This window comes from Gordonia sp. SL306, assembly GCF_026625785.1.
Lineage (GTDB): Bacteria > Actinomycetota > Actinomycetes > Mycobacteriales > Mycobacteriaceae > Gordonia.
Genome location: NZ_CP113063.1, coordinates 5,340,196 through 5,360,969, shown reverse-complemented (window position 1 = coordinate 5,360,969; position 20,774 = coordinate 5,340,196). Strand labels below are relative to the sequence as shown.

General features: G+C 67.4%; 18 protein-coding genes and 1 tRNA gene. 18 read left to right on the top strand and 1 reads right to left on the bottom strand.

Annotated elements, in window-relative coordinates; all coding sequences use genetic code 11:
* Window positions 1–135 precede the first annotated feature (135 nt).
* From OVA31_RS24650 to OVA31_RS24565, 18 genes are all read left to right on the top strand, one after another.
* Window positions 136–2,187 carry an HAD-IIA family hydrolase gene (locus tag OVA31_RS24650; protein ID WP_267629130.1) on the top strand — a complete coding sequence of 684 codons (2,052 nt, stop codon included), beginning with the start codon at window positions 136–138 and terminating at the stop codon, window positions 2,185–2,187.
* A gap of 13 nt (window positions 2,188–2,200) precedes the next feature.
* Window positions 2,201–2,545, top strand: coding sequence for a hypothetical protein (locus OVA31_RS24645; RefSeq protein ID WP_267629129.1), 345 nt, complete (start codon window positions 2,201–2,203; stop codon window positions 2,543–2,545).
* A 14-nt stretch (window positions 2,546–2,559) separates the two neighbouring features.
* Complete coding sequence (locus tag OVA31_RS24640) at window positions 2,560–3,483, top strand: TlyA family RNA methyltransferase (RefSeq protein ID WP_267629128.1); 924 nt, start codon at window positions 2,560–2,562, stop codon at window positions 3,481–3,483.
* 104 nt (window positions 3,484–3,587) lie between these two features.
* Entirely contained in the window at window positions 3,588–4,511 is a 924-nt protein-coding gene (locus tag OVA31_RS24635; RefSeq protein ID WP_420714237.1) for an NAD kinase, read from the top strand.
* Window positions 4,512–4,513: 2 nt separating this feature from the next.
* On the top strand, window positions 4,514–6,295 hold the full coding sequence (gene recN / locus OVA31_RS24630; RefSeq protein WP_267629126.1) for a DNA repair protein RecN: 1,782 nt from the start codon (window positions 4,514–4,516) through the stop codon (window positions 6,293–6,295).
* Between the two features lie 94 nt (window positions 6,296–6,389).
* Entirely contained in the window at window positions 6,390–7,577 is a 1,188-nt protein-coding gene (steA, locus tag OVA31_RS24625; RefSeq protein WP_267629125.1) for a putative cytokinetic ring protein SteA, read from the top strand.
* A gap of 3 nt (window positions 7,578–7,580) precedes the next feature.
* Window positions 7,581–8,516 (top strand): copper transporter, encoded by a 936-nt coding sequence (locus tag OVA31_RS24620; RefSeq protein WP_267629124.1) that lies wholly within the window; start codon window positions 7,581–7,583, stop codon window positions 8,514–8,516.
* Window positions 8,517–8,631: 115 nt separating this feature from the next.
* Window positions 8,632–10,377 (top strand): CTP synthase, encoded by a 1,746-nt coding sequence (locus OVA31_RS24615; protein WP_267629123.1) that lies wholly within the window; start codon window positions 8,632–8,634, stop codon window positions 10,375–10,377.
* A 95-nt stretch (window positions 10,378–10,472) separates the two neighbouring features.
* Window positions 10,473–11,045: an NUDIX domain-containing protein gene (locus OVA31_RS24610; RefSeq protein WP_267631703.1), complete on the top strand. Its 573-nt coding sequence runs from the start codon at window positions 10,473–10,475 to the stop codon at window positions 11,043–11,045.
* Complete coding sequence (xerD, locus tag OVA31_RS24605; RefSeq protein ID WP_267629122.1) at window positions 11,042–11,983, top strand: site-specific tyrosine recombinase XerD; 942 nt, start codon at window positions 11,042–11,044, stop codon at window positions 11,981–11,983. The genes OVA31_RS24610 and xerD overlap by 4 nt, the downstream gene beginning before the upstream one ends.
* A 116-nt stretch (window positions 11,984–12,099) precedes the next feature.
* The gene (locus OVA31_RS24600) at window positions 12,100–13,041 is read left to right on the top strand and encodes a ParA family protein (RefSeq protein ID WP_267629121.1); all 942 of its coding nucleotides are present in this window, start codon (window positions 12,100–12,102) and stop codon (window positions 13,039–13,041) included.
* Window positions 13,042–13,130: 89 nt separating this feature from the next.
* Window positions 13,131–13,961: a segregation and condensation protein A gene (locus OVA31_RS24595; protein WP_420714236.1), complete on the top strand. Its 831-nt coding sequence runs from the start codon at window positions 13,131–13,133 to the stop codon at window positions 13,959–13,961.
* Entirely contained in the window at window positions 13,958–14,743 is a 786-nt protein-coding gene (gene scpB, locus OVA31_RS24590) for an SMC-Scp complex subunit ScpB (protein WP_267629119.1), read from the top strand. The genes OVA31_RS24595 and scpB overlap by 4 nt, the downstream gene beginning before the upstream one ends.
* Window positions 14,744–14,747: 4 nt before the next feature.
* On the top strand, window positions 14,748–15,749 hold the full coding sequence (locus tag OVA31_RS24585) for a pseudouridine synthase (protein ID WP_267629118.1): 1,002 nt from the start codon (window positions 14,748–14,750) through the stop codon (window positions 15,747–15,749).
* Window positions 15,746–16,444, top strand: coding sequence for a (d)CMP kinase (gene cmk / locus OVA31_RS24580; protein WP_267629117.1), 699 nt, complete (start codon window positions 15,746–15,748; stop codon window positions 16,442–16,444). Before OVA31_RS24585 ends, cmk begins: the two co-directional genes overlap by 4 nt.
* Window positions 16,441–17,886, top strand: a complete 1,446-nt coding sequence (gene der, locus OVA31_RS24575; RefSeq protein ID WP_267629116.1) for a ribosome biogenesis GTPase Der — start codon at window positions 16,441–16,443, stop codon at window positions 17,884–17,886. Before cmk ends, der begins: the two co-directional genes overlap by 4 nt.
* Window positions 17,887–17,964: 78 nt before the next feature.
* Window positions 17,965–18,231, top strand: a complete 267-nt coding sequence (locus OVA31_RS24570) for a GlsB/YeaQ/YmgE family stress response membrane protein (protein WP_267629115.1) — start codon at window positions 17,965–17,967, stop codon at window positions 18,229–18,231.
* Window positions 18,232–18,332: 101 nt separating this feature from the next.
* Window positions 18,333–18,406 (top strand) — tRNA-Pro (locus OVA31_RS24565).
* A gap of 203 nt (window positions 18,407–18,609) precedes the next feature.
* On the opposite strand, the gene OVA31_RS24560 is transcribed toward OVA31_RS24565, so the two are convergent.
* Window positions 18,610–20,634 (bottom strand): MDR family MFS transporter, encoded by a 2,025-nt coding sequence (locus tag OVA31_RS24560; protein WP_267629114.1) that lies wholly within the window; start codon window positions 20,632–20,634, stop codon window positions 18,610–18,612.
* Window positions 20,635–20,774: the final 140 nt, after the last annotated feature.

The following is a 20,774-nucleotide window of genomic DNA, read 5'->3' as shown; positions in this document are numbered from 1 at the left end:
TTCATTCGAAAGAATTGAATACGGGGCCGTTGTCATGTCTTCTCCACGACGCCGATATTCTGACTCGGGACCGGCGTCTGTCCGGGGAGACCATTCGATTCCGAACTTCTGGCTTCGAGGCATAGATTGGCTGCTATGAGTGATCGTGACCGTCCCCGCCGACGCGATGCGGGTCCAGGGCGACCGAATCGGCCCACCAGGGGCACCGGATCCGCAGGCCGGCCCGACGAACCGGCGCTGCCGGTCGACGTGGCAGCCTCAGATCTGGACACCGACGTACGTCGTGATCTGCTGACCCTCGACAAGGCGAACGCCGAGAATGTGGCCCGCCATCTCGTGATGGTGACGCGGTTGCTCGACGAGGATCCACCGCTCGCGCTCGAACATGCCCGGGCGGCACGTCGCCGGGCCGGCAGAGTGGGTTTGGTCCGGGAGACCATGGGCATCGCGGCATACAACGCGGGTGAGTGGCAGGAGGCCCTGTCGGAACTCCGTGCCGCTCGCCGGATCACCGGTAACACCGCTCTCCTGCCGCTGATCGCGGACGCGGAGCGTGGCCTGGGACGGCCCGCTCGTGCGGTGGAGATCGCGCGCAGCGAGGACGGCCGCGCTCTCACGGGCGAAGAGGCCACCGAGATGCGGATCGTCGAATCGGGCGCCCGAATCGATCTGGGTGAGCCCGGTAAAGCCGTGGTCACGTTGCAGTCCGAGGACCTGTCCCCGGGCCGCTCGGGTACCGGACCGGCCCGCCTGTACTACGCGTACGCATCCGCGCTGCACGCCGCCGGCCGGACCGACGAGTCGATCACGTGGTTCATGAACGCTGCGTCGGCGGACGTCGACGACGTCACCGATGCCGAGCTGCGACTCGTGGAGCTGTCCTCGGACGAGCCTGATGACGACTCGATCCCGGCCGGCGATGCGGCCCTGCCCGGCGAGGACCTCGTCGACGAGTCCCTCGGAGTCGCAGTTCACGAGAACCTGACCGACGGCCACACGGCTGACGGCATCGACGCGACGCCGGTCGATTCGATGACTCCGGAGAGCGCAGCGGCGCGTGACAGCGCCGTGGACGACACCGCGGTGGTTGCTGTCGCCCCGGAACCGGCACACGAGGCTCCCGCCGAGTCCGCACAGGCAGGTGACTCTCCGGCGCCGGTCGCGTCCGACAACGTATCGCTCGCAGCTCGCTACGACGCACTGCTGCTCGACCTCGACGGCACCGTGTTCGCCGGCCGGCGGGCCCTGCCAGGCGCCCGCGAGACTCTCGAAAGCGTGGGGACCGCGCGGTATTTCGTCACCAACAATGCGAGTCGTCGGCCGTCGGAGGTGGTGGCTCACCTGGTCGACCTCGGCTTCGCAGCGACCGAGGATCAGGTGGTGACCAGCGCGCAGTCGGCTGCGCGGTTGCTCTCCGAACACCTCGAACCGGGTTCGCGGGCGCTCGTGATCGGGACCGACGGTCTTGCCCAGGAAGTTCGCGAGGTGGGAATCGGGGTCACGCGAAGTGCCGACGACCGGCCTGCCGCCGTCATCCAGGGGCACTCACCCGATACCGGCTGGGCCCAGCTGTCGGAGGCTGCACTGGCCATCAATGCCGGTGCGCTGTGGATTGCCTGCAACACCGACGCGACCTTGCCGTCCGAGCGCGGAAAACTGGTCGGGAACGGCTCGATGGTTGCCGCGGTCGCCCACGCCACCGGTCAGCAGCCGCTCGTGGCGGGCAAACCGGCTGCGCCGCTGATGGCGGACGCGATAGCGCGCAGTCGTGCCTCGCGACCGCTCGTCATCGGTGACCGGCTGGACACCGACATCGAGGGTGGGCACTCGGTGGGCGTGGACAGCGTGTTGGTCCTGACCGGGGTGAGTTCGGTGACGGATCTTCTCGTCGCGCCCCCCGAACAACGGCCGACCTATGTGATCTCGGATCTCACGGGTCTCTACCACGAGGCGGATACCGTGCGGGCCGGCGACCACGACGGTTGGCGGGTCGAGTTCGACGGTCCGACGGCCACGGTGAGCCGCGTCGGATCTGCGAAGACGGAGAGCCTCATCCCGGCTCTCGCCTCGGCGGTGTGGTCGGCCATCGACGAAGGTGCGCTTGACCCGGCCGACCTGTCGATCACCAGTGCCGACACCGAAGTCCGTGGTGTCCTGGAGTCCGTCGGCGTCGGTCGGATGCGCTAGCGTTGGTCCCACCATGACCGAACCGGGCGAACCAGGACGCGACGAGCAGCCGACCGGCACCTCGTCGGCCGGTTCGGCATCGACCGGACCGGTCCCGGGTCCACGCCCCGGTCCACACCTGATGCCGCGCTCCACCGGTGGCCAGACGGCGTCAGAGAGCGCCGACGGCGAACCGCCCGAGGCGGTCGATCCCGATACCGTCACGGATACAGTCGCGCAGCTGCTCGTCGAGGTCGATTCGGTGCGGCAGGCCGCAGGCGACGCCTTTGATCTGCCGGCACTGGCCCGTCAGACCGAACTCCTCGAACGTGCGCACGATGCGTTGACCACGGCACTGGAAGACGTCGATCCTCGATGACGGGCTGCTGACAGGTGGCCCCACGAGCGCGCCTCGACGCCGAACTCGTCCGTCGCGGCCTCGCCCGGTCGCGCGAGCAGGCCCGGTCGTTGATCACCGACGGGCTCGTCAAGGTCAACGGCGTCGTCGCGGTGAAACCGGCCACCAACGTGGGCCGCGATATCCCGATCGTCGTGCTGGAGACGGTTTCCGACGACTGGGCGTCGCGCGGCGCCCACAAGTTGCTCGGTGCGCTCGACGATTTCGAACCACAGGGGCTGACGGTCGGTGGTCGCCGCTGTCTGGATGCGGGGGCGTCGACCGGCGGGTTCACGGACGTCCTGCTGCGGCGTGAGGTGGCCGAGGTGGTCGCCGTGGACGTCGGTTACGGCCAGCTGGTCTGGCGCCTGCAGAACGACCCGCGGGTGACCGTGCACGATCGAACGAATGTCCGGCGACTCACCCCCGAGCAGATCGGCGGCCCGGTCGATCTGGTGGTCGCGGACCTGTCCTTCATCTCGTTGGCGTTGGTCCTGGCCGCGCTGTCCGCATGCACCAAGACCGGTGCAGACCTGCTACCCATGGTCAAACCTCAGTTCGAGGTCGGCAAAGATCGTGTCGGTGCGGGCGGGGTGGTGCGGGATCCCGGCCAGCGGATCGATGCGGTGCTGGCGGTGGCGCGCCGAGCGCGTCAGTACGGTCTCGAGACGCGCGGCGTGGTGGCCAGTCCGTTGCCCGGGCCATCGGGCAACGTCGAATACTTCTTGTGGTTGCGCAAGGTCGACGATGATGTCGTGAACGCCCGGCCCGGCGCGGAACCGTCGTCGCCGGATAGGCTCGAAGACCGAACGGACGTGACGGGTGGCGCGGCCGAAGGCGCCGCCCCCGCCCCGGGGACGTCCGACGATCCGGCGCTGATCGAGATGATCACCCGGGCCGTCGAGAACGGGCCCCGCTGACACACGAAGGGACCATTGTGGCCATCGACGCGGCCGCCGATCGGGCGGGTCATCGAGAGTTCTTGGTGGTCGCCCATACCGGGCGGGAAGTCGTCATCCAGACGATGGACGCCATCGCGCGCCACTGCGCCGCGGCCGGGGTGAGACTGCGGGTGGTCGATCACGACACCAAGGCCCGCGAACAACAGATCGACGTGGTGCACGTGGCGCTGGAGCACAACCCGCCCGAGAGCCATCCGGTCGACCCCGAGCATCTGCGTCGCATCGGCGCCGCGGTCGAGGTGACGTCGGCGATACCGGCGTCGGCGGAGGGATGCGAGGTGGTGATCGTCCTCGGCGGCGACGGAACCTTCCTGCGTGCCGCCGAACTCGCCTATCCCGCGCAGGTGCCGGTCCTCGGCATCAACCTGGGCCGTATCGGTTTCCTGGCCGAAGCAGAGGCCAATCGAATCGACGAGGTGATGCGGCAGTTGATCGATCGCGATTATCGAGTCGAGCCGCGGATGACCCTCGACGTCACGGTGATCGATCCGGCCCGGCCGGACCATCCGCCGGTGCGGAGCTGGGCCCTGAACGAGGTCGCGATCCTGAACAAGACCAACAACGGTGTCCTCGAACTGGTCACCGAGGTCGATGGCCGCCCGGTGTCGGCATTCGGCGCCGACGGCGTTCTGGTGTCCACGCCGACCGGGTCGACGGCCTACGCGTTCTCCGCCGGCGGGCCGGTGATGTGGCCTGATCTGGAGGCCATGCTCGTGGTGCCCAGCAACGCACATGCGCTGTTCGCGCGTCCGCTGGTCACCAGCCCGCGGTCACGTATCGCGGTGGAGATCGACAAGGGTGGCCGGTCGGCTGTGGCACTGTGTGACGGGCGAAGACGCATCGATGTCCCGGCGGGGGCGCGTGTGGAAGTGGTCCGCAGCGACCGTTCGGTGCGGTGGGTGCGTATCGACTCGGATCCCTTCACCGACAGATTGGTGACAAAATTCGATCTACCGGTGACGGGCTGGCGGGGGAGGCAGACCTAGACGTGCTGGAAGAACTCTCGATCGAAGGCCTGGGGGTCATCGAGCAGGCCTCTGCTCAGTTCCATCCCGGGTTCACTGTGCTGACCGGTGAGACCGGAGCGGGCAAGACGATGATCGTCACCAGCCTGCACCTGCTCTCCGGTGCCCGCGCGGATGCCACCAGGGTCCGCTCGGGCGACACCAAGGCGACGGTCGAAGGACGCTTCCGTCTCGCCGACGGAGGCTCGTCGTCCGGACACGGCGGTGACCCGGTGGTCGAGGAGATCCTGGAGTCATCCGGCGCCGACGTCGACGAGGACGGCACGGTGATCGCCGTGCGATCGGTGAATGCCGACGGGCGGTCCCGGGCACATCTCGGGGGTCGCTCGGTGCCGGTCGGAGTGATGGGCCGACTGACCAATCAGCTCCTGGCCATCCACGGCCAGAACGATCAACTCCGGTTGCTGAAGCCCGAACACCAGCGGGCCGCACTCGACACGTTCGCCGGGTCGTCGGTAGCAGGGCCGTCCGACGCCTACCGCGCTGCCCGCGACTCCTGGATCGAGGTGCTCGACGAACTCGACGCCCGCCGGACCAATCATCGTGAACTGGCACAGGAAGCCGATCGTCTGCGCTTCGGCGTGGACGAGATCGCCGCCGTCGACCCCCAGCCCGGCGAGGACGCCGAGTTGGCTGCGACGATCCGTCGGCTCTCCGATCTGGAGACGATTCGCGCCGCGGGCGCCGAGTCGCGCGAGATCGTCGCCGGTGACTCCGGATCGGTCGTCGAGGGTCTCGGCCAGGTTCGGACCATCCTCGAGACGGCCGCCGACGACTCGCTGCGTGATCTGCTGCCGCGGGTGTCCGAGGCTCTGACGGTGATCACCGACGTCGGGGAGGAGCTGACCTCCTTCCTGGCTGATCTCCCGGCCGACGCCGACGAACTGGACAAACTGCTCACCCGCCAGGCGGAGTTGAAGGCGCTGGTGCGGAAGTATGCCCCCGACATCGACGGGGTGATCGCCTGGCGGACCGCCGCCGAGAGTCGACTGACCGAGATCGACGACCCGCAACAATCCATCACGGAGCTCGAAAACGCCGCCACGGCAGCGCAGGCGAAGGTGCAGGAGGCCGCCGCCGCCCTTCATCGCCGTCGGAAGACCGCGGCGAAATCGATGGCGTCGAAGGTGTCCGCCGAACTCGGCGGACTGGCGATGGGGGACACCACGCTCGCGGTGGATGTCGCCGTCGAGCCCGCCGCCGACGACGATCGGCTGGCGATCGAGCTCGACGGGCGCCGGGCACATGCGGGCAGCGCCGGCGCCGACCGCGTCGAGTTCGCGTTGCTGGCGCACAAAGGTGCCACGCCGCTGCCCATCGCGCGGTCGGCCTCCGGCGGCGAACTGTCGCGGGTGATGCTCGCGCTCGAGGTGGTCCTGGCCGAACCGACCAGCGGATCGATCATGGTCTTCGACGAGGTCGATGCAGGCGTGGGCGGACGTGCCGCCGTCGAGATCGGACGGCGGCTGGCCGGCCTGGCCCGGGCACATCAGGTGATCGTCGTGACCCACCTGCCACAAGTGGCGGCATTCGCCGACAACCACCTGGTGATCGGCAAGAACTCGGGTGGCGGACGTGGTCGTCGACAGCACACGAGCACGGTGCGCACCCTCGACCGTGACGAACGCGTGGCCGAGCTCGCGCGGATGCTTGCGGGACTCGGTGATTCGGACACCGGGCGAGCACACGCGGAGGAACTCCTGGCGACCGCCGAAGGCGAGAAGCAGGCCCGCGACGACTCCTAGATCTCGCCATCGCGTGTTACTCATGTGACAAAAGTTGCAGTTGTTGCGGCGCGCCTCCCCGTGCTGTCGCGGCCGCATGGTGATCATGGGCGTCATGAAGATGCCTGCCCTGCTTGCCCGTACGACCGATGAACTCCCTGGTGTCTCCGGAATAGCCAGGATCGACAAGAACACCCGCCGATTGCTCGATCGGATCGGCCCCGGCGACATCGCCATCCTCGACGAGGTCGACCTGGACCGGATGACCGCCGACGCACTGGTGCAGGCCAACGTCGTCGCAGTGGTCAATTCGTCCAAGTCGATCTCCGGTAGGTATCCGAATCTCGGTCCGGAGGTGCTCGTCGCCTCGGGCATCGTCCTGCTCGACGACGTGGGTGACGAAGTCTTCAAGCGGGTGAAGGACGGGGCCAAGCTCCGCATCGACAACGATCGTCTGTACGTCGGGGAACGACGTCTCGCGTTGGGGCAGCAACTCGAGGAACGCGACATCGCGGACTTGATGATCGAGGCCAAGACCGGGCTGGTCGATCATCTGGAAGCATTCTCGGGCAACACGATCGAGTTCATCCGGAGCGAGTCTCCGCTGTTGATCGACGGGGTCGGGGTACCCGACATCGATGCCGATCTCGCGGCGCGGCACGTGGTGATCGTCGCCGACGGGGCGGATCGGGGCACGGACCTGCGCGCACTGAAGCCCTTCATCAAGGAGTACTCACCGGTCCTCATCGGTGTCGGGGCCGGTGCCGACACCTTGCTGAAAGCCGGGTACAAGCCCGCCGTGATCGTCGGCGACCCCGACGACATGAAGGCGGCGACCCTCAAATGCGGTGCACAGCTGGTACTTCCGGCGGACACTGACGGCCACGCCCAGGGGCTGGCACGTATTCAGGATCTTGGGGTCGGCGCGACGACGTTCCCCGCGGCGGGAGCCGCGGCCGATCTTGCCCTGCTGCTCGCGGATTACCACGGTGCGGACCTCATCGTGACGGTCGGCTACGGCGGAACACTCGACGACTTCTTCGATCGCTCCCGGCGCGAGAGCAATCCGTCGACCTTCCTGACCCGTCTCAAGGTCGGTCCGAAGCTGGTGGACGCCAAGGCGGTCGCAACGCTGTATCGGAGCCGGGTCTCGGGTGCTGCGATCGCCTGCGTGGTCCTGGCCGCGCTGATCGCCGTGATCGCGGCGGTCATGCTCTCGAACATGGGACCCGAGGTGAGCGACTGGGCCGTCGCGCAATACCACAATGCCGTCGAGTGGGCGCGAGACGTCTGGAACAGGTGATCGATGATCTCCCTCAGGCAGCACGCGATCTCACTCGTCGCGGTCTTCCTCGCGCTCGCAGTCGGCCTGTTCCTCGGATCCGGCTTCATCGGGGATCGGGTCAACTCGGTCACCGGGACGTCGCGGGACCGGATCGGCGACCTCGAGAAGCAACGCGACCAACTCAACGAGCAGGTCAACGCGGCCAACAGTTTTGACGCCGCGATCGGAGCGCGTCTGATCGCCGGCACCCTCAAGGGGCAGTCGGTGCTGGTCGTCAGTGCTCCGAGCGCAGCAGACGCCGATGTGGACGCGGTCAAGGAATCCATTGCGTCGGCGGGTGGGCGTTCCGCCGGACAGATCGCGCTGACCGATTCGCTGGTGCGCGACCAGAACGCGGAACAGGTACGCACGATCGTCGATCAGACGATCCCACCCGGCGCGACGCTGCGCACGGAGCTCACCGATTCGGGCGGTCGGGTCGGTGACCTGCTCGGTGCGCTCACCCTGCACAGGGACGGACAGTCGGCAGCATCGGCGGGGGACACCCGCCTGGGCTTGCAGGCCCTGCGAGAAGGCGGATTCATCGACTACGCCGACGGCGCGGTCTCACCGGCCGACCTGGTCGTCGTGGTCACGGGTGATCCGCTGGGCGCCGACGCCGGAGCCCAGGGTCAATTGACCGCGCGACTCGCCGGTTCGATGTCGGCCCGCGGGCAGGGCGGTGTGCTGCTCGGCCGTACCGGTTCGGCGACGGGTGGGTCGCCGATCGCCGTCGTGCGTTCTGATCCCGGCCTCGGCAATGCGGTGTCCACGATCGACAACGTCGACCAGCAGACGGGCCGGATCACGGCCGTGCTGGCCCTGGCGGACGAGGTAGACGGTCGGACGGGTGCCTATGGCACCGGGCCGGGCGCCAAGGCGATCACCGTCGGAGCCCAGTCGGGCCCGGCAGCCTGACGCGGCCGGGCACCGTCTCACGGTGTGGCGTCCGTCGAACCGGCACAGAGGTGTTACCCTGGAGTCCCGTAGGTAATCAGGGTTTTCTGGCCTGGATCGGCCGACGGGAGACGCATTGCGACCACTTCGCCACGTGCATGACACCAAACACATCTTTGTGACGGGCGGTGTTGCGTCGTCCCTTGGCAAGGGACTGACCGCATCGAGCCTGGGACAACTTCTGACTTCTCGTGGCCTCCGCGTCACGATGCAGAAGCTCGATCCCTATCTCAATGTCGACCCCGGCACGATGAACCCCTTCCAACACGGTGAGGTGTTCGTCACCGAGGATGGCGCCGAGACCGACCTCGACGTCGGACATTACGAGCGCTTCCTGGACCGCAATCTCTCGCAGTCCGCCAATGTGACCACCGGGCAGGTCTACTCGACGGTGATCGCCAAGGAACGCCGCGGCGAGTATCTGGGTGAGACGGTCCAGGTGATCCCGCACATCACCGACGAACTCAAGTCGCGCGTCCTCGCGATGCGCGAGCCGGGCGAAGACGGTGAGGCGCCCGATGTGGTGATCACCGAGATCGGCGGCACCGTCGGCGACATCGAGTCACAGCCGTTCATCGAAGCGGCACGACAGATCCGCCACGACGTCGGCCGCGACAACGTGTTCTTCCTGCACGTCTCGCTGGTCCCGTATCTCGCCCCCTCCGGCGAACTCAAGACCAAGCCGACCCAGCACTCGGTGGCCGCGTTGCGCAACGTCGGCATCCAGCCCGACGCGCTCATCCTCCGATGCGATCGGGAGGTACCCGAAGGCCTCAAGAAGAAGATCGCCCTCATGTGCGACGTCGAGCTCGAGGGGGTCATCTCCACGCCGGACGCGCCATCGATCTATGACATCCCGAAGGTCCTGCACCGTGAGCAGCTCGATGCCTACGTGGTTCGCAAGCTGGGCCTGCCGTTCCGAGATGTGGACTGGACCGAGTGGGGTGAGCTCCTCAAGCGAGTCCACGATCCGCGAGAGACGGTGACCGTCGCGCTGGTGGGGAAGTACGTAGACCTCCCCGACGCGTATCTGTCGGTCACCGAGGCGATTCGCGCGGGTGGCTTCGCCTGGAGGGCGCGTACCGAGATCAAATGGGTCCCCTCCGACGACTGCGCCACCCTCGAGGGTGCGCAGGCTGCGCTCGGTGACGTGCACGCGGTGCTCATCCCCGGCGGTTTCGGGATCCGCGGTATCGAGGGCAAGGTTGGCGCGATCGCCTACGCCCGTAAGCGCGGGATTCCGTTGCTGGGCCTCTGCCTCGGACTGCAGTGCGTGGTGATCGAAGCGGCTCGCGCCGCCGGTCTCGACGACGCGAGTTCGACCGAGTTCGATCCGGATACTCCCTACCCCGTCATCTCGACGATGGCCGACCAGGCCGACGCGGTGGCAGGCGAGGCGGATCTCGGCGGAACCATGCGGCTCGGTGCCTACCCGGCCACTCTCGAACCGGACAGTGTGGTCGCGGAGGCGTACGGGACGACCCATGTCTCCGAGCGGCACCGACACCGCTTCGAGGTCAACAACGCATATCGCGACAAGATCGGGGCCTCCGGGCTGGTGTTCTCCGGGACCTCGCCCGACGGCCATCTCGTGGAGTTCGTCGAGTACCCGACGTCGGTGCATCCGTTCCTGGTCGCCACCCAGGCGCATCCGGAACTGAAGAGCCGGCCGACCCGGCCGCACCCGCTGTTTCGCTCGTTCATCGACGCGGCACTGAAATACAAGGCTGCCGAACGTCTCCCCGTGGACATCGGTGACTACGAGCGTCCCGCCACGGCAGAGGTCGAGGACGCCGACGGCGCCGAGGAACGCGGCGCTTGAACGGGCCCGATCCAGACGAACGGGCAGGCGACGACACCGTCGACTCGCAGCACGCATTCACCGTCCAGGGGACCCGAACCGTATACGACGGTGCGATCCTCACCTTGCGTGTCGACGAGGTCGAGATGCCCGGCGGGCGTGTCGCCGAACGCGAGGTCGTCGAACACTTCGGCGCCGTCGCGGTGGTCGCCCGTGACGCGCGGGGGCGGATCGCGATGGTCCGGCAGTATCGGCATCCGATCGGCAGGCGGTTACTCGAGCTGCCGGCCGGCCTGCTCGATGCAGGTCCCGGCGAGACCCCGCTCGCGGCGGCACAGCGTGAGCTCGCCGAGGAGGTCGATCTCGCCGCCGAGCACTGGCAGGTGCTCGTCGATCTCGACCTGTCGCCGGGTTTCACCGACGAGGCCCTCCGGCTCTACCTGGCGGAAGATCTCCGCGAACTCGAGGCCTCCGAACGGCACGACGAGGAGGCCGACATGTCTGTCGAGTGGGTGGCACTCGAGGACGCGGTCTCCCGAACCCTGTCCGGTGAGATCGTCAACGCGACGAGTGTGGCAGGCATCCTCGCGCTGGCGGCGGCCGATGCGCGGGCGACGTCGCTGCGGGCGGTGACCGCACCCTGGACCGACGAACCGACGGCGTTGCGCGAGCGCCGGGACCGGCGATGACGGGACACGCGGTATCGACCGACAGTGCGGAGGAGCACGTGACCCGGTACCTCGATCACCTCACCGTCGAACGCGGCGCCGCCGCCAACACCGTGAGCTCCTACCGACGGGACCTCGGACGTTATGCGCACTACCTGGGATCACGGGGGATCGGCTCCCTCACCGAGGTGACCGAGAACGATGTCCGGGAGTTCCTCGTGCAGCTTCGTCGTGGTGAGCCCGACACCGGTTCGGCGCCGCTGGCCGACAGCTCGATCGCGCGGACACTCGTCGCCGTTCGGGGCTTCCACAAGTTCGCGGCGGCCGAGGGCGTCGTCGCGGCGGATGTCGCCCACGCCGTCCGCCCGCCGCGTCCGGCACGTCGTCTGCCGAAATCGTTGCCGGTCGACGAGGTTCTCGCGATTCTCGAATCGGCCGGGGCGCCCGATCATCCCCGGGCCCTGCGGGACCGGGCCCTGCTCGAACTGCTCTACAGCTGCGGTGCGCGGATCTCCGAGGCGATCGCCCTCGACGTCGACGACATCGACGCGACGACACGGGCGGTTCGACTGTGCGGCAAGGGCGGGAAGGAACGCGTCGTCCCGGTCGGCGGTCCGGCGATCGACGCGCTGGAGGCATACCTGGTGCGCGGTCGGCCTGTCCTGGCGAGCCGGGCGAATCCTGCGCTGTTCCTCAATGCGCGCGGTGGCCGGCTGTCCCGGCAGAGTGCGTGGCAGGTGTTGGCAGACGCCGCGGCACGAGCAGGCCTGGACAAGGCGGTGTCGCCGCACACGTTGCGGCACAGCTTTGCCACTCATCTGCTCGACGGTGGTGCCGACGTTCGCGTCGTGCAGGAACTCCTCGGCCACGCATCGGTGACCACCACGCAGGTCTACACCCTGGTGACGGTGAACACCATGCGCGAGGTGTACGCCACGGCCCATCCTCGGGCGCGGTGAGCACCCACGGAAATGGTCCCGGGTCGGTTGTCGGCGATGCTCCGCCGAATCGGCCAGGTGACCCACTAGGCTGGGTCCTGTTCGAGGTCGAGACGAGAGATGGGAGCGGCGGACACGTGAGCACCCCGGGGGCCCCGCGGTCCGCTGCCGATGACCAGTACCGGATCTCTGTCGCGCCGTCCCACGACGCCGACGAGGAGACCGAGCACGAGACCGAGATAGGCCCGACCGGCCGGCCCTATCGCGACATCCCCGAACCGGTCCCACTGGACCGGCACGGCCCGGCCACGGTGGTGGCCGTGTGCAACCAGAAGGGCGGCGTCGGCAAGACCACGTCGACGATCAATCTCGGTGCGGCGCTGGCCGAATACGGCCGTAGGGTGCTGCTCGTGGACCTGGATCCGCAGGGCGCGTTGTCGGCGGGTCTCGGCGTTCCGCATCACGATCTCGACCAGACCGTCTACAACCTGCTGGTACCGCCACAGGCCGCCACCGACGACGTGCTGATGCGCACCAGGGTCGACGGCCTCGACCTGCTGCCCAGCAACATCGACCTGTCGGCCGCCGAGATCCAGCTGGTCACCGAGGTCGGCCGCGAGCAATCACTGGCCCGCGCGCTCCACCCGGTGCTCGATCGCTACGACTTCGTGCTGATCGACTGCCAGCCGTCGCTGGGCCTGCTCACCGTGAATGCGCTCGCCTGCTCGGACACCGTCGTCATCCCGATGGAATGCGAATACTTCAGTCTGCGCGGGCTCGCCCTGCTCACCGACACGATCGACAAGGTCCGTGATCGTCTCAACCCGCGTCTGAATCTCGGCGGGATTCTGGTGACCATGTTCGACGCGCGCACATTGCACTCGCGAGAGGTGATGGCCCGTGTGGTCGAGGTGTTCGGCGACGCCGTCTACGACACCGTGATCAGCCGGACGGTGCGATTCCCCGAGACGAGCGTCGCGGGTGAACCCATCACGTCCTGGGCGCCGAAGTCGGCGGGAGCCAAGGCCTACCGGGCGCTGGCGCGCGAGGTGATCGCGCGCGACTCCCGGCAGGCATGACCGACGGCGACCCGGTGTCCGACAGTGCAGTGTCCGACAGTCCGGTGTCCGACAGTGCAGTGGCCGAGCCGGTGGTCGCGGACGGTCACATGACCGAGTCGGCGCCGGACACGTCGGAGGCGGCAGACGAGAAGCCGACGGGTTTCCAGGTCCGCCTGCGGAACTTCGAGGGCCCGTTCGACCTGCTCCTGAACCTCATCAGCCAGCATCGCCTCGATGTGACCGAGGTCGCGCTGCACGAGGTGACCGATGACTTCATCGCTTACACCCGTGACCTCGGACCCGAGATGGGCCTGGAACAGACCACCGAATTCCTCGTTGTCGCGGCGACGTTGCTCGACCTGAAGGCGGCGCGGCTGCTGCCGTCCGGGGAGATCGACGACCCCGAGGATCTGGCCCTGCTCGAGGCGAGGGACCTGCTGTTCGCGCGGCTGCTGCAGTACCGTGCCTACAAACAGGTTGCCGCGTTGTTCGGGGAGTTGGAAGCCGCTGCGCTGCAGCGCTATCCACGAGCGGTGTCGCTGGAACAGCAGTTCGAGGATCTTCTGCCCGAGGTGACCCTCGGCGTCGACGCCCGAGGATTCGCCCAGGTGGCGGCGACGGCGATGACACCGCGCCCGACACCGACCGTCGGCCTGGACCACTTGCACGCATCGCAGGTCTCGGTCCCCGAGCAGGCCCGTCGCCTCGCCGAGATACTCGCCATGCGACCCGGTGATTGGCTGAGCTTCGGTGAGCTGGTCGCCGAATGCGAGTCCGGCCTCGAGGTCATCGGCCGATTCCTCGGGCTGCTGGAGCTCTTCCGCGAGCAGGCCGTCACCTTCGAACAACCCGAGGCATTGGGGGAGTTGCGGGTGAACTGGACCGGAGACCGAGACGTGGACGACGTCAACATCGACAGGGCGGAGGACTACGGATGACCGACGAGCAGGATCCGGCGAGAGAAACCACCGGAATCCCAGAGTCAGCAGCGGGACCGACGACCCTCGACGCCGAGCAGGCCGCCCTCGTCGTCGAGGAGGAGATCGTCCTCGACGACGACCGGTTGCGGTCGGCGCTCGAGGCGGTTCTGCTGGTGGTCGACACGCCCGCGACCACGGACGAACTGGCCACCGCGGTCGATCAGGATCGGCTGCGGGTACGCACGATGCTGACGCGCATGGCGGAGGAACTCGCCGAGTCCGGCAGCGGTATCGACCTTCGGTACGCCGGTGACGGCTGGCGGTTCTACACGCGGGCGGAGTTCGCCCCCTATGTCGAGCGCCTGCTGCTCGACGGCGCCCGCTCGAAGCTCACCCGGGCGGCGCTGGAGACCCTGGCGGTGATCGCCTACCGTCAACCGGTCACCCGTGCACGTGTGAGCGCCATCCGCGGCGTCAACGTCGACGGCGTGATCCGCACCCTGGTGGCCCGCGGCCTGATCAACGAGGTCGGCACCGACCCCCAGACCTCGGCCATCACCTACGCCACCACAGAGATGTTCCTCGAGCGTCTCGGCCTCGCATCCCTGACCGAATTGCCCGATCTCGCGCCGCTGTTGCCCGACGTCGACGTGATCGACGACCTCGATGAGGAGATCTCGTCAGACCCGCGATTCGCCAAACTCGGTGGTCACCGGTCAGACTCGATGGAGAACGATTCACCCGGAACGGACGCACAGCACTCATCGACGTCCGTCCCGGACCCCGACGACCAGGACTGATGACATGGCATCCGCTAGCCGAGACGGCACACCGGGCCCGCGCAAGAAGACGTCGCGCGCCCAGAAGACAGGCAAGAACACTCCCAAGACGGGCAACAAAGGGCACGGTGGCGCAAGTGCCGTGAGCGAGGGCCGGTCGTCCAAGAAGACTCATCGAAAAGGCTCGTCGAAGCCCAACGTGACGTCGGGCAAGGTGCGTCTGAACAACGCGAAACCGGCTCGTCACCAGACCCCGGCCCAGGATCCGGGTGCGACCGGCGCCACCTACGTCGAGGACGGCGTGCGGTTGCAGAAGGTACTCGCCTCCGCGGGGGTGGCATCGCGTCGTGGTGCCGAGGAGCTCATCGCCGCCGGTCGTGTCGACGTCGACGGGCAGATCGTCACCGAGCAGGGGATGCGCATCAACCCCGACACCGCGGTGATCCGGGTGGACGGTGCGCGGGTCGTGATCGACGAGACCCGGCAGTACCTGGCCCTCAACAAGCCCAAGGGCTGGCAGTCCACGATGTCCGACGACCAGGGCCGACCGTGCATCGGCGACATCGTCGCCGAACGTGTGATGGCCGGGCAGCGACTCTTCCACGTGGGCAGGCTCGACGCCGACACCGAGGGACTGCTGTTGCTGACCAACGACGGCGAGCTCGCCCACCGCCTCATGCATCCCTCGTTCGAGGTGCCGAAGACCTATATGGCCGAGCTCCGCGGCGAGGTGCCGCGCTCGGTCGGCCGCACCCTCAAGGACGGGATCGAGCTCGAGGACGGCCCGGTGGCGGTCGACGGTTTCACCGTCGTCGGCGTTCACGAGGGCCAGTCGTTGGTGCGCATCACCTTGCACGAAGGCCGGAACAGGATCGTCCGGCGCATGATGGAAGAGGTCGGATTCCCGGTGACCAGCCTGGTGCGCACCAACATCGGCGCGGTCTCCCTCGGTGAGCAGCGGCCCGGCAGCCTGCGCGTACTGGGTAAGAACGAGATCGGCGCGTTGTACAAGGCGGTGGGGTTGTGAGTCACGACGACGCGGTCGGCACGCATGTCATCGCCATCGACGGTCCCGCCGGAACCGGAAAGTCGACGGTGTCGCGGATTCTCGCCGACCGTGTCGGCGCCCGCTTCCTGGACACCGGTGCCATGTACCGGGCGGCCACCCTCGCCGTGCTGAAGGCCGGTGTCGCGCTTGATGACACGGACTCGATCGGCGCCGTGGTGACCAGGGCCGACATCGGTCTGAACGTGCTCGCCGACAGTTCGGCAACCATCCTCGACGGCGTCGACGTCTCCTCCGAGATCCGTACCGACGTGGTGACCGACGCGGTTTCGGCAGTCTCCGCGGTGCCGTCGGTACGCACCAAACTCGTTGCGGTCCAACGCCGTGCGGCACAGGGATCGTTCGTCGTGGTGGAGGGTCGCGACATCGGGACCGTGGTGTTCCCGGACGCAGACCTCAAAGTCTTCCTGACCGCCACGCCCGAGGCGCGGGCGGCCCGGCGGCATCAGCAGAATGTCGCGGCCGGGCGCCCGAGCGACCTGGCCGAGGTGCTGACCGGTGTCAATCGACGTGACCATCTCGACTCGACCCGGGCGGTGTCGCCGCTGCGCCCTGCAGACGACGCCGTGATCGTCGACACCAGTGACCTGACCCGCGACCAGGTCGTCGAGACCCTCGGCGCCCTGGTCCGCGACCGGATCGGAGTGCAGTCGTGAGCGAGCAGAACATCACCGGCGGGGACGAACTGGCCTTGCCGGGTGACGGCACGTGGTCGGACGAAGCCGACTGGCAGCTGTCCGATTTCGATGTCGACGGGGAACCCATCGACGGCACCCCGATGCCGGTGCTCGCTATCGTGGGCAGGCCGAACGTGGGGAAGTCGACGCTGGTCAACCGAATTCTCGGGCGACGGGAGGCCGTCGTCGAGGACATTCCCGGCGTCACCCGTGATCGGGTCTCGTACTCCGCGAGTTGGTCTGGGCGCCGGTTCACCGTCGTCGACACCGGCGGATGGGAACCGGACGCCAAGGGCCTGCAGCAGGCCGTGGCGGCGCAGGCCGAACAAGCCATGCGCACTGCGGACGCCATCGTCCTGGTGGTCGATGCAACCGTCGGGGCCACCACGACCGACGAGGCCGTCGCCCGCGTGCTGCGTCGCTCCAAGACGCCGGTCATCCTGGCCGCCAACAAGGTCGACAGTGAGCGTGCGGAGGCCGAGACGGCCACCCTGTGGTCGCTGGGGCTCGGTGAGCCGTTCCCGGTCTCGGCCGCGCACGGCCGCGGTGCCGGTGACCTGCTCGACGTGATTCTCGAGGTGCTCCCGGAGACGCCTCGCGAGGCGCCGGCGCTCGGCGGCCCCCGCCGCGTCGCGCTGGTGGGCAAACCCAACGTCGGGAAGAGCTCCCTGCTGAACAAGCTGGCAGGTACGCATCGGTCGGTGGTCGACAATGTCGCCGGTACCACCGTGGACCCGGTCGACGAGCTCATCGAGATCGATGGCACCACCTGGCAGTTCGTCGACACGGCCGGTCTGCGCCGCAAGGTGCGGACGGCAAGCGGGCACGAGTACTACGCGTCGCTGCGCACGCGCGCCGCGCTCGACGCAGCCGAGGTCGCGATCCTGCTCATCGATTCGTCCGAGCCGATCACCGAACAGGATCTCCGCGTGCTGTCGATGATCATCGAGAGCGGCCGCGCTCTGGTGATCGCCTTCAACAAGTGGGATCTGGTCGACGAGGATCGTCGTTACCAGCTCGACAAGGAGATCGACCGGGAACTCGCCCGGGTGCCCTGGGCGAGACGGGTCAACATCTCGGCGAGCACCGGACGGTCGGTGCAGAAGCTGGTGCCCGCGATCGAAGGTGCGCTGGAATCGTGGGACAAACGGGTCGGCACCGGCCGCCTCAACAACTGGCTCAAAGAGGTCATTGCCGCCACACCACCGCCGCTGCGTGGTGGTCGCCAGCCGCGCGTCATGTTCGCCACGCAGGCCGCCACCAGACCGCCGACGTTCGTCCTGTTCACCACGGGCTTCCTGGAGGCGGGATACCGCAGATTCCTCGAGCGCCGGCTGCGTGAGGAGTTCAACTTCGACGGTTCGCCGGTGCGGGTGAATGTGCGTGTCCGCGACAAGCGGGAGCAGCGCCGCAAGCGCTGACCTGGATGACGGCGGATCCGGGACGCGCGGACGACCGTGTGTCCGGTCGCTGCGATCGGTCGTGCGATACTTCCACTCGTGCTCATCATCGGAATCATCGTGTTCGGAATGGTCATCGGCGCCCTTGCCCAGCTGATCATCGGCGGCAAGAACATGTGGAGTATCGACTGGGGTCTCGCGATCGTCGCGGGTGTGGTCGGCTCGTTCATCGGCGGACTGTTGATCAGCCTGCTCTCGGGTGACGGGATCAACTTCCGCGCCAGCGGCATCATCGGGTCCATCGTCGGTGCGCTCCTCGTGACCGGCGGCTGGATCTGGTACAAGAAGCGTTCGCCTGCGAACTGAGCAGGTGGCCGGCGGGATTAGGTTCCGACGCGCCTGACCAGGCGATTGGATCGAACCGAGGCTCGTCGGCTACGCTCATCAACGCCCCGCTTGCGGGGCAACGGGCTGTGGCGCAGTTTGGTAGCGCACTTGACTGGGGGTCAAGTGGTCGCAGGTTCAAATCCTGTCAGCCCGACAACGAAGGTCCCGGAACTCAACGAGTTCCGGGACCTCTTGTTTCTGCTGATGGGCACCGTCCCGGTGAATGCCGACGGGTACGGCCGGAGATCGCACATCTCGATCCGCTGGCTCGTTGCTCGCGGCAGCGGCGTTTGCGCTGTGTACGAACGCGTTCGTGGTGCGGATGCGCTGACGCGGTCACCCGATCTTGTTGCCTCGTCAGCGATCCGCCTGGGCAGTCAGGCCTTTCGGGACCTCGTCGTGCAATCTCCCCGCGATCTCGTCGAGCATCTGGTTGACGTCGGCCTCGTCGCTGCCGGGGTAGTCCGCCACGAAGCTACGCAGCCGTTCGCGCTGGGCCTCGAGGAGACGATCGGCCTCGGCGGTTCCGGCGGGCGTGATCGTCACGGTCTCGTTGTCGATCGTCACCATTCCGCGTTTCGCCAAGTCGTCAGCCGTCTGCTTCACGATCGGCAGGGGTGTGTCGGAGGCTTCGACCATCGCGGCGAAGTCCCGCGACGTCTCTTCCGAGACCCGGCTGACCATCCATGCTTCGCCTCTGGACAACGGGCTGCCGGCGGTCGCGACGACGATCTCCCAGATGCGCAGCCGGTCCTCCCGTGCGAGAGTGCGCCACACCTGGAGCCGGAGTTCTTCCAGAGATGTTCGCGCAGAGGGCATACCGAACGATTCGCTGGGCTCCGGAGTGCGGGTCACGGTGCGCAACTCGACCTCCGGTAGCAACCACGACAGAGCAAAGGCCAAGATGCCGATCGGTACCGCGACGAGGAACACGACCTGGAACGCGTCGGTGAATCCGTCCAGGAACCACGACTGGACGGCAGGGGGGCAGGAGGGCAACGTCAGAGTCGATGCCTCCAGCACCTCGGCGGAACATCGTCCGACCGCCGCGGGTGGGGCGCCGCTGGTCAGGTGCGAATCGAGCTGGCTGTTGAAGACCGCTCCGAACACCGCGACGCCCACCGACGCACCGATGGTTCGGAAGAACGTCGCCCCGCTGGTGCCGGTCCCGAGGTCGCGATACTCGACGGCATTCTGTACAGCGAGCACCAGCACCTGCATGACCAGGCCGAGCCCCACGCCCAGGATGAAGAGATACACGCTCGTGAGTAACTCCGAGGTGCTGCGGTCCATCGTGGACAACAGGTACAGGGCGACGGTGAAGATCGCGCACCCGATGATCGGATAGATCTTGTAGCGGCCGTTGCGACTAATGAGCTGGCCGCTGGCGATCGACGTGATCAGGAGCCCCAGCATCATCGGAACCATCCGCAGCCCCGACGATGTCGCGGTCGCCCCTTGGACCGATTGCAGGAACAGGGGCAGGAAGGTGATCGCTCCGAACATCGCGAAACCGACCACGAAGCCGATGGACGACGCGATCGCGAAGACCCGGTTGGTCAGCAGCCGGACCGGAAGGACCGGCTCGGGTACCCGCTGTTCCACGAGGACGAACGCGACGACGGCGACGATGGCGACGGCGGTGAGGCCGAGGATTCTCGGCGAGCCCCAGCCCCAGAGTGAGCCGAAACTCGTTGCGAGCACCACACAGGTCGCCACCAGGGCCAGCAGGAAGATCCCGGCGTAATCGATCTTGGCCCTCACATTCGCCGACGTCGACGGGAGGACCAGGATCACCGCGATCAGTGCCACGATGCCGATCGGCAGGTTGATGTAGAACACCCAGCGCCAGCTGAGGTTGTCGACGAAGAAGCCGCCGAGGAGCGGGCCGGCGACGCTGGCCAGTCCGAACACGGCGCCGAAGAAGCCCTGATACCGCCCGCGTTCACGCGGCGGGACGACGTCGCCGATGATGGCCTGTGCCAGCACCATGAGTCCGCCTGCCCCGACTCCCTGGAGGGCGCGATATGCGATCAACTCGCCCATCGATTGCGCGGTGCCACAGAGCGCCGAGCCGACGAGGAAGAGCACCACACAACCGATGAACAAATATCGGCGACCGTAGAGGTCGCCGAGCTTTCCCCACAGTGGGGTCGTTGCGGTGGTCGCGAGCATGTAGGCCGTGACGACCCAGGTCAGATGCTCCGCGCCGCCGAGATCATTGACGATTGTCGGTAGGGCGGTCGATACGATCGTCTGATCCAGGGCCGCGAGCAGCATCGCCAGCATCAGTCCGCCGAAGATCGACCAGATCTTGCGTTGATCCAGTTCGCCGGCAGATGAATCGCCCGTTCCCGTTGTCGACGCGCGTCCATTCGTCATCAGCAGTCCTGTGGTCGTCGGCTCGTTGACATCCCCAGTGTTGCAAGAGAACAGGTCGGATGTGGGATTTCCGGTGTCACCCGTGTGACAGATGTGTTGCGCGAGCCGCGTGATCGGTGGTCGTTGCCAGGTTTGCGATC